Annotated in this window: 16 protein-coding genes; all 16 read right to left on the bottom strand. The window is 68.1% G+C overall.

Translation table 11 applies throughout. From position 1 onward, the window contains the following. Nucleotides 1-41 precede the first annotated feature (41 nt). A complete protein-coding gene (locus V2S04_RS09085) occupies nucleotides 42-884 on the bottom strand; it encodes a PP2C family protein-serine/threonine phosphatase (protein WP_413638212.1) in 843 nt (280 codons plus the stop codon). A 72-nt stretch (nucleotides 885-956) separates the two neighbouring features. Next, nucleotides 957-1,940 carry an aldo/keto reductase gene (locus V2S04_RS09080; RefSeq protein ID WP_413638211.1) on the bottom strand — a complete coding sequence of 328 codons (984 nt, stop codon included), beginning with the start codon at nucleotides 1,938-1,940 and terminating at the stop codon, nucleotides 957-959. A 115-nt stretch (nucleotides 1,941-2,055) separates the two neighbouring features. Next, entirely contained in the window at nucleotides 2,056-2,874 is an 819-nt protein-coding gene (locus tag V2S04_RS09075; RefSeq protein ID WP_413638210.1) for a large exoprotein, read from the bottom strand. A 123-nt stretch (nucleotides 2,875-2,997) separates the two neighbouring features. Further along, nucleotides 2,998-3,747: a YaaA family protein gene (locus tag V2S04_RS09070; RefSeq protein WP_413638209.1), complete on the bottom strand. Its 750-nt coding sequence runs from the start codon at nucleotides 3,745-3,747 to the stop codon at nucleotides 2,998-3,000. Between the two features lie 76 nt (nucleotides 3,748-3,823). Beyond that, on the bottom strand, nucleotides 3,824-4,084 hold the full coding sequence (locus V2S04_RS09065; RefSeq protein WP_182252895.1) for a F0F1 ATP synthase subunit epsilon: 261 nt from the start codon (nucleotides 4,082-4,084) through the stop codon (nucleotides 3,824-3,826). Between the two features lie 2 nt (nucleotides 4,085-4,086). Beyond that, entirely contained in the window at nucleotides 4,087-5,541 is a 1,455-nt protein-coding gene (gene atpD / locus V2S04_RS09060; RefSeq protein WP_110555023.1) for a F0F1 ATP synthase subunit beta, read from the bottom strand. Between the two features lie 25 nt (nucleotides 5,542-5,566). Continuing rightward, nucleotides 5,567-6,460 (bottom strand): F0F1 ATP synthase subunit gamma, encoded by an 894-nt coding sequence (locus V2S04_RS09055; protein ID WP_413638208.1) that lies wholly within the window; start codon nucleotides 6,458-6,460, stop codon nucleotides 5,567-5,569. Nucleotides 6,461-6,477: 17 nt separating this feature from the next. Then, entirely contained in the window at nucleotides 6,478-8,118 is a 1,641-nt protein-coding gene (gene atpA / locus V2S04_RS09050) for a F0F1 ATP synthase subunit alpha (RefSeq protein WP_413638207.1), read from the bottom strand. Nucleotides 8,119-8,168: 50 nt separating this feature from the next. Beyond that, on the bottom strand, nucleotides 8,169-8,957 hold the full coding sequence (locus V2S04_RS09045) for a F0F1 ATP synthase subunit delta (RefSeq protein WP_099195850.1): 789 nt from the start codon (nucleotides 8,955-8,957) through the stop codon (nucleotides 8,169-8,171). Beyond that, nucleotides 8,957-9,499 (bottom strand): F0F1 ATP synthase subunit B, encoded by a 543-nt coding sequence (locus V2S04_RS09040; RefSeq protein ID WP_099195851.1) that lies wholly within the window; start codon nucleotides 9,497-9,499, stop codon nucleotides 8,957-8,959. Before V2S04_RS09040 ends, V2S04_RS09045 begins: the two co-directional genes overlap by 1 nt. Before the next feature lie 27 nt (nucleotides 9,500-9,526). Beyond that, nucleotides 9,527-9,766 carry an ATP synthase F0 subunit C gene (gene atpE, locus V2S04_RS09035; protein WP_045265023.1) on the bottom strand — a complete coding sequence of 80 codons (240 nt, stop codon included), beginning with the start codon at nucleotides 9,764-9,766 and terminating at the stop codon, nucleotides 9,527-9,529. Between the two features lie 43 nt (nucleotides 9,767-9,809). Then, a complete protein-coding gene (gene atpB / locus V2S04_RS09030; RefSeq protein WP_099195852.1) occupies nucleotides 9,810-10,553 on the bottom strand; it encodes a F0F1 ATP synthase subunit A in 744 nt (247 codons plus the stop codon). 179 nt (nucleotides 10,554-10,732) lie between these two features. After that, nucleotides 10,733-11,242 carry a hypothetical protein gene (locus V2S04_RS09025; RefSeq protein WP_340087051.1) on the bottom strand — a complete coding sequence of 170 codons (510 nt, stop codon included), beginning with the start codon at nucleotides 11,240-11,242 and terminating at the stop codon, nucleotides 10,733-10,735. Beyond that, a complete protein-coding gene (locus tag V2S04_RS09020; RefSeq protein WP_413638206.1) occupies nucleotides 11,242-12,429 on the bottom strand; it encodes an MraY family glycosyltransferase in 1,188 nt (395 codons plus the stop codon). The genes V2S04_RS09025 and V2S04_RS09020 overlap by 1 nt, the downstream gene beginning before the upstream one ends. After that, nucleotides 12,426-13,142: an L-threonylcarbamoyladenylate synthase gene (locus V2S04_RS09015; protein ID WP_413638205.1), complete on the bottom strand. Its 717-nt coding sequence runs from the start codon at nucleotides 13,140-13,142 to the stop codon at nucleotides 12,426-12,428. The genes V2S04_RS09020 and V2S04_RS09015 overlap by 4 nt, the downstream gene beginning before the upstream one ends. Before the next feature lie 66 nt (nucleotides 13,143-13,208). After that, nucleotides 13,209-14,066, bottom strand: coding sequence for a peptide chain release factor N(5)-glutamine methyltransferase (gene prmC, locus V2S04_RS09010; RefSeq protein WP_413638204.1), 858 nt, complete (start codon nucleotides 14,064-14,066; stop codon nucleotides 13,209-13,211). Nucleotides 14,067-14,089: the final 23 nt, after the last annotated feature.

Here is a 14,089-nt window from a genome sequence, read left to right as displayed (position 1 = left end):
ACGCGGTGCGCTGCATCCGAGCTGTCCACAGCTCCTGCGGATCAGTCCTCGGAACCCGGTTCTGTGGAGGAAGACTGCTCGACCCCGTCCGCGGCCTCTTCGTCAGCGATGCCGCCCTCCGTTGCCCCGGTGTAGCGCACGTTCAGCACGATCAGCGTGACGTTGTCACGTCCGCCGTTCTCGAGCGCGGCGTCGACCATCGCGCTCACCGCATCGGCAGGTTCCGCGTTCTCGCGCAGGAAGTGCAGGATGCCGTAATCGGTGAGCTCCTTGGTCAGCCCGTCGGAGCAGATGATGAAGCGGTCTCCGTCGACGACGTCGATGGCGACGTAGTCGGGCGACACGAGTTCGTTCGCTCCGACGGCGCGGGTGATCACGTTGCTGTACGGGTGCACATCGGCTTCTTCAGGGCTGATCTTGCCCGATGCGATGAGCTCCTGGACGACCGAGTGATCGGTGGTGACCTGGATGAGGCGACCGTCGCGCTCGAGATACACCCGCGAGTCGCCGATGTTCAGCGCGATCCAGCGCCAGCCGTCCTCACCGCGGTCGAGGTACACGCCGGTCAGCGTCGTGCCGGTGCCCTCATCGGTCGTCTCGGGGTGGTGATGGATGTCGTCGACCGCCAGCTGCAGCGCGGCGAGGATGCGGTCGTCATCGATCTCGCCGGCGTCGACCATGTCGGACAGCCGGTCGACGGTGGCCTGGCTGGCGATCTCGCCGCCGGCGTGGCCGCCCATCCCGTCGGCGACGATGAACAGCGGGTACTTCGCGAGGAAGGAGTCCTGGTTGTTCTCGCGGCGCCGGCCGCGGTCGGTCACGCCTGCCCAGGTGAGCTCCAGCTCATCGCTGACGCGGAACGTCTGCGTCGTGGTCTCAGGCACGTGGGCTCTCCGTCGGGCGGCTGAGCGGCGCGGGGGCCGCGGGTTTCATTCTCATCGTAGTGGTGCCTGCGCTCACATCCGGTCGGCCGGGTCGTCGATCAGCGGGAAGATCCCGTCGATCTCGGCGAGGTCGTCGGCGGTGGGCGTCCATGCGTCGGCGGCAGCGGCGTTCGCCTCGACCTGCGCCGGGCTCGTCGCCCCGGCGATCACGCTCGAGACGCCCGGCTGGGCGAGCAGCCAGCCGAAGGTCGCCTGCAGCATGGTGATCTCTCGCTGGTCGCAGAAGCGCTGGTACTGCTCGAGGGCATCCCAGGGGGCATCGGCCCAGATGTGCTGCCGGGTCTCCATGATGCGGCTGCCCGCAGGCCCCCCTTCCCGGGTGAACTTGCCGGTGAGCAGTCCGTTCTTCAGCGGGAAGAACGGGAAGAAGCCGAGGTCGTAGCGATTCGCGGCAGGCAGCACCTCGCGCTCCGACGCGCGTGCCAGCAGGGAATAGTGGTTCTGCGCCGAGATGAAGCGTCCCGTCGACCTCGCGCGGGCGGTGAACTCCGCCTCGGCGATCTGCCATCCGGTGAAGTTGGAGTGACCGTAGTAGCGGATCTTGCCCTCGTCGACCAGCTCGTCGAGCGCGTCGATCGTCTCGGCGATCGGCGTCTGCGAGTCGGGCAGATGCAGCTGGTACAGGTCGATCCAATCGGTGCGCAGACGCCGGAGCGACTGCTCGACGGCGTGACGCACATAGCGGCGCGAGCCGCGCCCGCCCGGGAAGTCGTAGCCCATGTCGCGCTCGTGCCCGAACTTGGTTGCGAGCACGACGCGGTCGCGGCGGCCCTCGAGCACCTCGCCCATCAGCTCTTCGCTGCGCCCCGCCTCCGCGCCGTACATATCGGCGGTGTCGAAGAAGAAGACGCCGTTCGCAAGCGCGGCGTCGATCACCGCGCGAGTGCCCTCGATGGTCTCGGTGACGGTGCCCGCCCGGCCGAAGTTGTTGCAGCCGAGACCGGTGGCGGAGACGACGAGTCCGGATGCGCCGACGCGGCGCTGCGAGGTGACCATGCCTCCACACTATCGGGGCCTCGGACGGCCGCCGCGCGGCCGGACGCGAAGAAGCCCCCGACATCGTCGGGGGCTTCTTCGTTCAGGTCTGCTCAGCGCGGCTGCTCAGCACCGCTCACGCGGGAGGCTGCGTGGGCTCGTCGTCCGGCCGCTTCGTCGGAGGCGCTGCCGGCGGTGCCGGCGGTGCCGGCGAGGTGGCCGGCGGCGGGACGGGGGCGCCGGGCGCCGGAGGCACGGGTGCGCCGGGTGCCGGAGGCACGGGAGCCGCCGGGCTCTGCGGGGCGCCGTAGCCGGGCTGTGCCGGAGGGGCGTAGCCGGGCTGTGCGGGAGGTGCGTAGCCGGGCTGCGCGGGAGGTGCGTAGCCCTGCGGTGCCGGCGGCTGGTAGCCCTGCGGCGCGGCGTACCCGGCGGCCGGGCCGGTGCTCTGACCAGGCTGCACGGGGACACCGTCCCAGACGGTCCGGTCGGCGAGGAATCCGTTGCCTGCCCACGGCGCGGGCGCGATGTTCGGGTTCCAGCGGGAGCGGTCGAACGCCGCGATGCCCATCCACACGATGTTGAGCAGCACGAACAGAATCACCCACGCCGCTTCCTTCTGCAGCTTGAGTCCGACGCGCCAGCCCGCCATCGCGTAGAGAGCGGTGAACACGAGTCCGAAGATGCTGCCGATGCCCGTCCAGGACAGCAGGATGGTCGCACCCAGGGCGTACAGCACGAGCCACGGGCTCATGTCGCCGAGCTTGAAGAATATCATCTCGCGGTACACGGGCACCCAGGCCCGCCACTTGCCGACGACGCCGGCCTTGTCGAAGATCTTCATCATGAAGATCGACGAGACGACGTAGAGGATCGGCCCCACGATCAGCAGCAGAATCGTCATCAGGCCGATGAATGCAGCGATGGCGCCGTAGTCGCCGTAGTCGCCATAGTCCATGAGTGAACCACTTTCCTCGTTGGGAGGAAGCGATGCCGCTCCCCCGGTGCGAATCTTGCGCACCGGTCATGCTAGCGAAGGCGATGCGCGGCCGACAACGACTCGCCGCGTCGTGGGCCGCCGTCAGGCAGATGAGCTGTCGACGACGAGCTCCAGAACACCGGCATCCTGCGCCTCTCGCAGCCGGATGCCGCGCTCGGACGCCCAGTCGATGAGCGCACCGGCCGTCCGCGCCCTCGGGCGTGTCGTGGCCAGTGCCCGCACGAACTCTCCCTTCGCCTTCTTGTTGAAATGGTTGAGCGCTCGTCCGGCCTCGGTGACGACGCGCACGTACGCCGACGGCACGACGCCCGCGACCGGACCCAGCGCCACGTACGATTCGCTGCGCAGGTCGAGCACGAAGCCGGCGTCGGTCAGCGCCGCGGAGGTCGGTTCCGCCCAGTGCCGGCGCAGCGGCCGGATGCCCGGCAGCGACACTCCCGCCGCCAGCCGATACGCCGGGATCTCATCGAGCGCGCCGACGGGTCCGAACGGCGCGGAGTGGATCAGCACGTGCGCGCCGAGCCACTGGCTGGCAAGACGGTCGAGCGATGCGGCGTCCAGAGCGTCGTAGAGCACGCCGGTGTAGCGATCGATCGCCGCCATGGTGGGGGCGGTGCGCAGCATCCGGTTGTGCTCGATCTCGCCCGCCTGCCGCTCGCTGAGCTTGAGCACCCGACGGGCCTCGGCGGCGTCCGCGCACAGCGCGACGAGCGCGTCGACGAGCTCGGCCCGTTGAGCGGTGAGCGACGGCAGAGCCAGCGAATCGAGGCGCAGTGGCCGGCCGGCACCGCCCTGGCGCTTGGTCTCGGACGGGGGCAGAAGGATCTTCATGGTCTCCACACAGACGAAGCGTCCGCCCCGGTGCGTGCTGAGCACGAGCCGGGGCGGACGCCGGGTTGTCTTGCTATCAGGCGATCAGAGCGGCGTTGCCGGCGACGATCGTCAGGGTGTCGCCCTCCATCGAGAGGAACCCGTCCTGCGCGTTCGCGAGCACCTTGCTGCCATCGGTCTGAGTGATGCGGACCTCGCCCTGGGCGAGGATGGCCAGCACCGGCTCGTGACCGGACATGATGCCGATCTCACCCTCGACGGTCTTGGCGACGACGAGCGACGCCTCCCCCGTCCAGACCTCCGCGTCGGCGGAGACGAGACTCACGTGCAGCGCCATGGTCAGGCGTTCTCCTTCTGGATCTTCGCCCATGCCTCTTCGACGTCGGAGATGCCGCCGACGTTGAAGAACGCCTGCTCTGCGACGTGGTCGAAGTCACCGCGGGTGATCGCGTCGAACGACTCGATGGTCTCCTTGAGCGGCACGGTCGAGCCCTCGACACCGGTGAACTTCTTCGCCATGTACGTGTTCTGCGAGAGGAACTGCTGGATGCGGCGTGCACGGGCGACGACGATCTTGTCCTCTTCCGAGAGCTCGTCGACACCGAGGATCGCGATGATCTCCTGCAGCTCCTTGTTCTTCTGCAGGATCTGCTTCACCGTGGTGGCCACGCGGTAGTGGTCCTCACCCAGGTAGCGCGGGTCCATGATGCGCGACGTCGAGGTAAGCGGGTCGATCGCGGGGTACAGACCCTTCGAGGCGATCTCACGCGAGAGCTCGGTGGTCGCGTCGAGGTGCGCGAACGTGGTCGCCGGGGCCGGGTCGGTGTAGTCGTCGGCCGGCACGTAGATCGCCTGCAGCGAGGTGATCGAGTGACCGCGCGTCGAGGTGATGCGCTCCTGCAGGAGGCCCATCTCGTCGGCGAGGTTCGGCTGGTAGCCCACGGCCGAGGGCATGCGGCCCAGAAGGGTCGACACCTCGGAACCCGCCTGCGTGAAGCGGAAGATGTTGTCGATGAAGAGCAGCACGTCCTGCTTCTGGACATCGCGGAAGTACTCCGCCATGGTCAGGGCCGACAGCGCGACGCGCAGACGCGTCCCCGGCGGCTCGTCCATCTGGCCGAAGACGAGGGCGGTCTTGTCGAAGACGCCCGCCTCCTCCATCTCGTGGATGAGGTCGTTGCCCTCACGGGTGCGCTCACCGACACCGGCGAACACCGACACACCACCGTGGTCCTGCGCGACGCGCTGGATCATCTCCTGGATGAGCACGGTCTTGCCGACGCCGGCACCACCGAACAGACCGATCTTTCCGCCCTGCACGTAGGGAGTGAGCAGGTCGATCGACTTGATGCCGGTCTCGAACATGGTCGTCTTCGACTCGAGCTGGTCGAAGTTCGGCGCCTTGCGGTGGATCGGCCAGCGCTCGGTCACCTCGATGGTCTCGCCGGGCTCGGCGTTAAGGACCTCGCCGATCACGTTGAAGACCTTGCCCTTGGTCACGTCGCCGACGGGGACCGAGATGGCCTCACCGGTGTCGCGGACCTCCTGACCGCGGACGATGCCGTCCGTCGGCTTCAGGGCGATGGCGCGGACCAGGTCGTCGCCGAGGTGCTGCGCGACCTCGAGCGTGATCTCGGTGGAGTCCTCGCCGATCGTGATGGTGGTCTTGAGTGCGTTGTAGATGTCGGGGATCGAGTCGTGCGGGAACTCGATGTCGACAACCGGACCGTTGACGCGTGCGACGCGTCCGACGACCGCGGTCGCCGGCTGCTCAGCCATGGCGGTGGTGGTCATTTCTCGTCTCTTCTCCTGATGTGTGTCAGCTGGATGCCAGGGCGTCGGCGCCGCCGACGATCTCTGCGATCTGCTGGGTGATCTCGGCCTGGCGAGCGTTGTTGCGCAGGCGGGTGTAGTCGGTGATCAGCTTGTCGGCGTTGTCGCTGGCCGACTTCATCGCCTTCTGCGTCGCGGCCTGCTTGGCTGCCGACGACTGCAGAAGCGCGTTGAACACGCGGCTCTGGATGTAGACCGGAAGGATCGCGTCGAGCACGGTCTCGGCGTCGGGCTCGAACTCGTAGAGCGGGTACACGGCGGCGGTCGCCGTGTCCTCCGCCTCTTCGATCTCAAGCGGCAGCAGACGAAGAGCCGTCGGCTCCTGCGTCATCATGCTGACGAAGCGGTTGTACACCAGCACGATCTCGTCGACGCCCTCGGACTCGCTGCCGCGCAGGAAGGCCTCCTGCAGCGTGTGCGCGATCTCCTCGGCGGTGTGGAACGACGGCGTGTCGGTGTCGCCGATCCACTCGGCCGCGGACTCGATCCGGCGGAACTGGAAGTACCCGACGGCCTTGCGTCCGACCAGGTAGTAGACCGGCTCCCGGCCGAGCTCGCGCAGACGCTCGCCCTGCTCGAGACCCTCGCGGATCACCTGCGAGTTGAACGCGCCGGCGAGCCCACGGTCACTCGAGAAGATGACGACCGCCGTGCGACGGATCGTCTCTGCCTCGCTGGTGAGCGGGTGATCGACGCTGGAGTGCGTCGCGACGGCCGACACGGCCCTCGTCACGGCCTGCGCGAAGGGGGTGGACGCCTTGACGCGTGCCATCGCCTTCTGGATGCGCGAAGCCGCGATGAGTTCCATCGCCTTCGTGATCTTCTTGGTCGTCTGAGCAGAAGAGATCTTCTGCTTGTAGACCCTGAGTTGAGCGCCCATGAATCAGCACCTCGCGCTTACGCGCGACGACCCTTGACGATCTTCTCCTGGCTGACGTCGACGGCGTCCTCGGCCGAGACCTGCTCGTTGCCGGGGCTGCTGATCGACTGACCCTTGCCGCCCTGGAACTCCAGGATGAACGCGTCGGTCTGCTTGTCGAGCTCTGCGACCGTGGCGTCGTCGAGGACGTTCGTCTCGCGCAGCGTGTCGAGGATCGACGTGTTGCGACGCAGGTAGTCGAGCAGGTCGCGCTCGAAGCGCAGCACATCCTCGACCTCGAGCGAGTCCAGCTTGCCGTTCGTACCGGCCCAGATCGACACGACCTGCTCCTCGACGGGGTACGGCGAGTACTGCGGCTGCTTGAGCAGCTCGGTCAGACGCGCACCGCGGGCGAGCTGACGACGCGAAGCCGCGTCGAGGTCGGACGCGAACATCGCGAACGCCTCGAGCGAACGGTACTGCGCGAGCTCGAGCTTCAGCGTTCCGGAGACCTTCTTGATCGACTTGACCTGAGCGTCACCACCGACTCGCGAGACCGAGATGCCCACGTCGACCGCCGGACGCTGGTTGGCGTTGAAGAGGTCGGACTGCAGGAAGATCTGGCCGTCGGTGATCGAGATCACGTTGGTCGGGATGTACGCCGAGACGTCGTTCGCCTTGGTCTCGATGATGGGCAGACCCGTCATCGAACCCGCACCGAGCTCGTCGGACAGCTTCGCGCAGCGCTCGAGCAGACGCGAGTGCAGGTAGAAGACGTCACCGGGGTACGCCTCGCGGCCCGGCGGGCGGCGCAGCAGAAGCGACACGGCACGGTAGGCCTCAGCCTGCTTCGACAGGTCGTCGAAGATGATCAAGACGTGCTTGCCGCCGTACATCCAGTGCTGGCCGATTGCCGAACCGGTGTAGGGGGCGAGGTACTTGAAGCCGGCCGGGTCGGATGCCGGGGCGGCGACGATGGTCGTGTACTCGAGGGCACCGGCCTCTTCCAGCGCACCCTTGACGGAGGCGATGGTCGAGCCCTTCTGGCCGATCGCGACGTAGATGCAGCGCACCTGCTTGGTGACGTCGCCAGACTCCCAGTTGGCCTTCTGGTTGATGATCGTGTCGATCGCGATGGCCGTCTTGCCGGTCTGGCGGTCGCCGATGATCAGCTGACGCTGACCGCGGCCCACCGGGATCATGGCGTCGATCGCCTTGATGCCGGTCTGCATCGGCTCGTGCACCGACTTGCGCTGCATGACGCCAGGCGCCTGCAGCTCGAGCTCACGCGAACCCTCGGTGGCGATGGCGCCGAGGCCGTCGATCGGGTTGCCGAGCGGGTCGACGACGCGACCCAGGTAGCCGTCGCCGACCGGGACGGAGAGGACCTCACCCGTGCGGGTGACCTCCTGGCCGGCCTCGATGCCGGTGAAGTCGCCGAGGACGACGACGCCGATCTCGTGCTCGTCCAGGTTCAGGGCCAGGCCCTTGGTGCCGTCCGCGAAGGTGACGAGCTCGTTCGCCATGACGCCGGGCAGTCCCTCGACGTGCGCGATGCCGTCGGCCGCGTCGATGACGGTGCCGACCTCGGTCGCCACGGCGCCGGTGGGCTCGTAGGCGGCGGCGAAGTTCTTCAGCGCGTCACGGATGACGTCGGGGCTGATCGATAGTTCTGCCATTGTCTTCCCTTTGTGTGTCTGGGTGTCCGCGGTTCCCCGCGTGAAGTTGTTCAGCTCGCGAGCTTCTGGCGAAGGTCGGCGAGTCGTGCGGAGATGCTGCCGTCGATGACGTCATCGGCGATCTGCACGCGCAGGCCACCGACGACGCTCGCGTCGATCACCTGGTTGATGGAGATCTCGCCGCCGTAGCGGCGTGCGAGCGCGTCGTGCAGACGCGTCTGCTGCGCGTCGGTCAGCGGGGTCGCGGTGTACACCGTCGCCACCGTGCGGTCGGCCTGTGCGGCGACGATGTCGATCGCACGGCTGAGCACCTGACGGACACGGCGCTCGCGCGGCATGCGCACCAGCGACGAGGCGACCAGCACGGTCGCCGGTGACGCCGAGCCGCCGAGCACCTTCTCGACGAGTTCGCCCTTCGCCGGCGCGCCGCCGAGGCGGCTGCCGAGGGCGAGCTCGAGCTCGGGGTTCGCCGCGACGAGACGGGAGAAGCCGAACAGCTCACCCGCGATGTCGTCGCCGGGAGCAGCCTTCGCCGCCGCCCGGATGGCGAGCTCCTCGACACCGTCGACCAGGTCGGATGTCGACGACCAGCGCTCGGCTGCGACCGCGGTCAGCAGCGTGCGCACCGGAGCCGAGACACCGGCGAAGACGGCCGAGACGAGCGCGCTGCGCGCCTCAGCCGGAGCTGCGGGATCGGCGAGCGCGCCGCTCAGCTGAGCCGACTCCCCGATCGTGCGGGCCGCAGCGAAGAGCTCGGCCGCACTGTCGAGGTTCAGGCCCGACGCTGCGGCAAGCGCGTCCGTCGATGCCGCGAGTGCCTGAGTGGTCGCGCTGCCCATTACTTGGCCTTCTCGAGGTCGGCGAGGAAGCGGTCCACGACGGCCGTCGCACGGGCGTCATCGCTGAGGGTCTCCCCCACGACGTTGCCGGCAAGGTCGATCGCGAGCGTGCCGACCTCGCTGCGCAGCGAGACGAACGCCGCCTGGCGCTCGGCCTCGATCTGCGAGTGAGCGGCTGCGGTGATGCGGCCTGCCTCGGCGACCGCGGTCTCCTTGGCCTCGGTCACGATCTTCTTGCCGTCCTCACGGGCGGCTTCGCGGATCTCACCGGCTTCGGTGCGTGCCTCGGCGAGCTGGCGGGTGTACTCCTCCAGCGCGGCCTCAGCCTGCTTCTGCGCCTCATCCGCCTTGGCGATGTTGCCTTCGATAGCGGCTGAGCGCTCGTCGAGCATCGCGGTCAGGCGAGGAAGGGCGACCTTCCACACCACGATGAGAATGATGAGGAACCACAGGCCCGACCAGATGATGTCGTACCACGCGGGGATGAGCGGGTTCTGCGCCTCGGTCTCCGCCGCGAGGTTCGTGACAAGAGCGTTCAGCATCCTGTCTCCTTCAGAAGTCGGTGTGGATTACGCGGGGAACGGGATGAATGCGACGGCGATGCCGACGAACGCGAGTGCCTCGGTGAAGGCGATACCGATCCACATGAGGACCTGGAGACGGCCGGCCAGCTCGGGCTGACGGGCGACACCCTCGATGGTCTTGCCGACGACGATGCCCACGCCGATGGCCGGTCCGATGGCTGCGAGGCCGTAGCCGACCGCACCGATGTGACCGTTGATTTCAGCGAGAACCGTAGTAGCGTCCACGGGTTTTTCCTTTCGTTGGGTGGGACGGCAGTTGCCGACCCGCTCAGTGCTCTTCTGCGACCGCGAGCTGGATGTAGATCGCGGTGAGGACGGTGAAGACGTACGACTGCAGGACGACGACCAGGATCTCGAAGAGAGTGAAGGCGCCGCCGAAGGCGAGCGTGCCGACGCCGAGCGCCGCCCAGCCGCCACCTGCGGTGAAGAAGAAGAAGTGCGTTGCCGCGAAGCACAGCACGAGGATCATGTGACCGACGACGAGGTTCATCATCAGACGCAGGGTGAGGGTCACCGGACGGATGATGAACGTGGAGATGAACTCCAGCGGGGTGACGATGATGTAGACCGGCCACGGCACGCCAGCGGGGAAGAGCGAGTTCTTCCAGAACCCGAGAGGGCTCTTCTTCATGCCGGCGTAGATGAAGGTCACGTAGCTGATCACGGCGAGCGTGAGCGGCACGGCGATGATCGCGGTGCCCGGCATGTTCAGGAACGGGATGATCCCGGTGATGTTCATGAACAGGATCATGAAGAACATCGTCACGAGCAGCGGCGCGAACCGCTCGCCGTCCTTGCGGCCGAGCAGGTCGTGGCCGATACCGGTGCGGACGAAGCCGATGCCCATCTCGACGAGGCTCTGGAAGCGGCCGGGCACGACCTTCATGCGACGCGTGCCGAGCCACATGATCAGCACGACGGCGATGACCGACAGCAGCTGGATGAGGTGGATGCGATGCATCGGCACGACACCGAACGCGTTGAACAGGATCTCCGGGAAGAACTCGTCCATCGAGGGGCCGTGGAATTCACCGTCACCGGCGATCGGACGAAGGGTCAGGGTCGCAACGGGATTCAACAGCGCGGGCTCCAGCTTCGGGTCACCGGTCAGAACCGGGGCGACGAGGGACGGTGTGCATCAGCGCAAGCGCTCGCGAGACGAGCGGCGGGCACGGGTAAACACTACCAGATTCAGCGCTCTTCCTCCGCCGTTCCCGAGGCCTGTCGGCCGGGGCCCTCCACTTCGTCCTCGGGGTTGACGGTGGGGAGGCCGATGTCGCTGACGTGCGGAAGTCGCATGCGCATGAGCACGATCATGTCGACCACGAGCGAGAGCACCACCCCCGCCACGATGGAGAGGAAGAACACCAGGGGTGCGATCCACGGCTGCCCGCTGAGCACGATCATCACCACGAGGAACACGCCGAGCTTGAGCAGCCAGCCGCCCAGCACGATCGCGAAGAAGAGCTGCACGTAGATCGGGTCGCCGAACCAGCGGTTGGCGAAAAGAATGCTGCCGGCGGTGATGGCGAGGAAGACGAAGGCGAGCAGCACGCCGATCAGGCCGCTCCACAGGCCGTCCGTGCCGTCGACGGCGTATCCGATGCCTCCCGCGATCAGGGCGAGCACCACGGCGGCCGCTGCGGACCAGGCGAGGGTGCGCCGCAGGATGGGTGTGCTGGAGACGGGGCTCGAGGTCATCAGGGCTCCATGTCGTGAGGATCGGTGACGGGTGCGTCGGGGCTGGGTGCGCGGGCGGCTCCGCGGTGCGAGCCGTGCGGGGTGCGCGTGACGACGAGGCACGCGATGACGCCGACGACGCCGAAGGCGACCGCGGCGAAGTATCCGCCTGGCCAGTCCTGTCGGCCCGCGATGTACATCAGCAGCACAGTCAGGGAGATGACGGCACTCCACGCGTAGAAGATGAGCACCGCGTCGCGGTGGCGGTGGCCGAGGTCCAGCATCCGGTGGTGCAGATGCTTCCGATCGGGCGAGAAGGGCGACTTCCCCGCGCGCATCCGACGGAAGACGGCGAGGCCGAAGTCGAGCAGCGGCAGCATCACGATCACCAGCGGCAGCACGATCGGGATGAAGGCTCCGAGAAGCTGCGAGCGGCCGAAGCGCTCGGGGTCGAACGCGTTCACGTCGCCCTGGGTGGTCAGCGCGATCGTCGAGGTCGCCATCAGCAGGCCGAGCACGAGCGCCCCGGAATCGCCCATGAAGAGCTTCGCGGGGCTCCAGTTCAGCGGGAGGAAGCCGAGGCAGGCTCCGATGAGGACCGCGGCGATGAAGGTGGCGAGGTTGAAGTAGCTGGTCGCACCCGAGTCCCGGGTGAGGATGTAGGCGTAGACGAAGAACACGCCGTTGGCGATGAGGCAGACCCCGGCCACCAGCCCGTCGAGCCCGTCGATGAAGTTGACCGCGTTCATCACCACGACGATCGCGAACATCGTGATCGAGATGCTCACCCAGCTCGACACCAGGATCATGTCGCCGACCGGCAGCGACAGGATCTGCAGTCCGCCCCCGACCGAGATGATGCCCGCGGCCAGGAACTGCGCCGCGAGCTTGATCATCCAGTCCAGATCGAACAGATCGTCGATCACCCCGACCACGGCGATGAGCAGCGCCGCGGCGAGGATCGCCCACAGGGTGTTCGGCGGCGACCACATCCGCTCGAAGAACGGGTTGGCCGCGGAGATGAGGATCGCGCTGGCGATGCCGATGAACATCGCGACGCCGCCCAGCCGTGGGGTCGGCGTCTTGTGCACGTCGCGTTCACGGATGCCCGGGTAGAGCTTGAACTTCAAGCTCAGTCGCCAGACCGCCCATGACAGCGCGAAGGTGATCGCGGCCGTCAGGATGATCGTGAACAGGTACTGCTTCACTCTTCGCCGACCGGGCTCTCTTCGCCCTCGGCCGGCGCCTCCTCCGGCTCCAGCAGGTCTCCGAGAACCTCGGCGAGCTGCTCCCGGCTGACCGCGCCCTCACGCAGGATGCGCACCATCGGCGTCTCGCCGTCGGGAGTGGCGACGAGCGAGGTGGCATCGACGATCGTCGACGGCACGCCGGTCTCGCTGAACCCCTCCTCGAGGTACACCGCGACGCTCTCACCGAGCATGTCCTGCGCGTCCGAGGCGATGATGGCGGCGTCACGACCGGTGAGGTTGGCGCTGGAGACCGCGAGCGGACCGGTCTCGGCCAGCAGCTCGAGAGCGACACGGCGATCGGGCATCCGCACCGCGACGGTGCCCTTGGTCTCGCCGAGGTCCCAGGTCAGCGACGGCTGCGCCGGGAGGACGATCGTCAGCCCGCCGGGCCAGAACGCGTCGACCAGCTGCTGCACCGCGGCCGGGATCTCCTCGACCAGCGCCGCGAGCATGTCCTGTCCCGCGACCAGGACGGGCGGGGGCATGTCGCGGCCACGGCCCTTGGCGTCGAGCAGCCGCTGCACCGCTGCGGGCGAGAAGGCGTCGGCGGCGATGCCGTAGACGGTGTCGGTGGGCATCACGATGAGCTCGCCGCGGGCGATCGCCTGGCGGGCGTGGCGCATTCCGGCGAGGATCTGGGACTCGTCGCGGCAGTCGAAGACAGTAGACATGGCCTCCCTAGTCTACGTCGGTCGCCTCTTCGGCCACTCTGCGCCGGATCAGGACCGCGGCGCGGTTCAGGGGCGCAGGGCCGTGGTCGCGCGGTCGCGGCGCGTGAGGTCCTGATGGGTCGCGGCCGCGCGCCACCCGTCGGCGCCGAGGATGTCGCGGATCGCGGCCCCCTGCAGCTCGCCGTGCTCGAGCACGAGCAGGCCCCCGCTGTGCAGCAGTTCCTGTGCGCGACGGCTGATCACACGCACCACGTCGAGGCCGTCCGCGCCGCCGTACAGCGCCGCCGCCGGGTCGTGCAGACGCACCTCGGGGTCGCGCGGAACGGCGTCGTCCGGCACGTAGGGCGGGTTCGAGATCACCACGTCGACGGTGCCGCGCAGCTCGTCGAAGGCGGTGGCCAGGTCGCCGAGGACGAGGGCCAGATTCTCCACGCCCCGCATGTTGCGCGCCGCCCACGCGTGCGCCTCGGCCGAGCGCTCGACGGCGTGCACCCTGGCGTGCGGGACCTCGGTCGCCATCGCCAGCGCGATGGCGCCGCTGCCGGTGCCGAGATCGATCGCGGTCGGGGCGGCTGAGGCGCTCTCCATCAGCGCGTCGATCGCGAACTGCACCACCGTCTCGGTCTCCGGCCGCGGCACGAAGACACCCGGCCCGACCGCCAGCTCGAGGTGCCGGAAGGCGGCTGTGCCGGTGAGGTGCTGCAGCGGTTCGCGCGCAGCGCGCCGCTCGATCAGAGACGCCAGGCGCTCGGCATCCGGATCGGCGATGTCGTCACCGCGCACCATGGCGGCCTGCAGCTCGCCGCGCCCCATCCTCAGGACGTGGGCGATGAGCAGTTCGGCATCGACCAGCGGATCGGGGACGCCGGCATCGGCCAGCAGCTGCGCTGCGACGCGCAGCTGCGCCGAGATGAGAAGGGGCATCCGTCCAGCGTATGCGGTGGACG

The organism is Microbacterium sp. OR21 (genome assembly GCF_047306785.1).
In the GTDB taxonomy this organism is placed as follows: domain Bacteria; phylum Actinomycetota; class Actinomycetes; order Actinomycetales; family Microbacteriaceae; genus Microbacterium; species Microbacterium esteraromaticum_E.
Note: the sequence above shows the minus strand (reverse complement) of the source record. Positions and strands in the feature narration are given on the sequence as shown.

What these genes read in the sequence shown, in the direction of transcription:
- V2S04_RS09080 (WP_413638211.1), bottom strand. Translation starts at nt 1,940, where the DNA reads ATGGTCACCTCGCAGCGCCGCGTCGGCGCATCCGGACTCGTCGTCTCC.
- V2S04_RS09075 (WP_413638210.1), bottom strand. Translation starts at nt 2,874, where the DNA reads ATGGACTATGGCGACTACGGCGACTACGGCGCCATCGCTGCATTCATC.
- V2S04_RS09070 (WP_413638209.1), bottom strand. Translation starts at nt 3,747, where the DNA reads ATGAAGATCCTTCTGCCCCCGTCCGAGACCAAGCGCCAGGGCGGTGCC.
- V2S04_RS09065 (WP_182252895.1), bottom strand. Translation starts at nt 4,084, where the DNA reads ATGGCGCTGCACGTGAGTCTCGTCTCCGCCGACGCGGAGGTCTGGACG.
- atpD (WP_110555023.1), bottom strand. Translation starts at nt 5,541, where the DNA reads ATGACCACCACCGCCATGGCTGAGCAGCCGGCGACCGCGGTCGTCGGA.
- V2S04_RS09055 (WP_413638208.1), bottom strand. Translation starts at nt 6,460, where the DNA reads ATGGGCGCTCAACTCAGGGTCTACAAGCAGAAGATCTCTTCTGCTCAG.
- atpA (WP_413638207.1), bottom strand. Translation starts at nt 8,118, where the DNA reads ATGGCAGAACTATCGATCAGCCCCGACGTCATCCGTGACGCGCTGAAG.
- V2S04_RS09045 (WP_099195850.1), bottom strand. Translation starts at nt 8,957, where the DNA reads ATGGGCAGCGCGACCACTCAGGCACTCGCGGCATCGACGGACGCGCTT.
- V2S04_RS09040 (WP_099195851.1), bottom strand. Translation starts at nt 9,499, where the DNA reads ATGCTGAACGCTCTTGTCACGAACCTCGCGGCGGAGACCGAGGCGCAG.
- atpB (WP_099195852.1), bottom strand. Translation starts at nt 10,553, where the DNA reads ATGGACGAGTTCTTCCCGGAGATCCTGTTCAACGCGTTCGGTGTCGTG.
- V2S04_RS09025 (WP_340087051.1), bottom strand. Translation starts at nt 11,242, where the DNA reads ATGACCTCGAGCCCCGTCTCCAGCACACCCATCCTGCGGCGCACCCTC.
- V2S04_RS09015 (WP_413638205.1), bottom strand. Translation starts at nt 13,142, where the DNA reads ATGTCTACTGTCTTCGACTGCCGCGACGAGTCCCAGATCCTCGCCGGA.
- prmC (WP_413638204.1), bottom strand. Translation starts at nt 14,066, where the DNA reads ATGCCCCTTCTCATCTCGGCGCAGCTGCGCGTCGCAGCGCAGCTGCTG.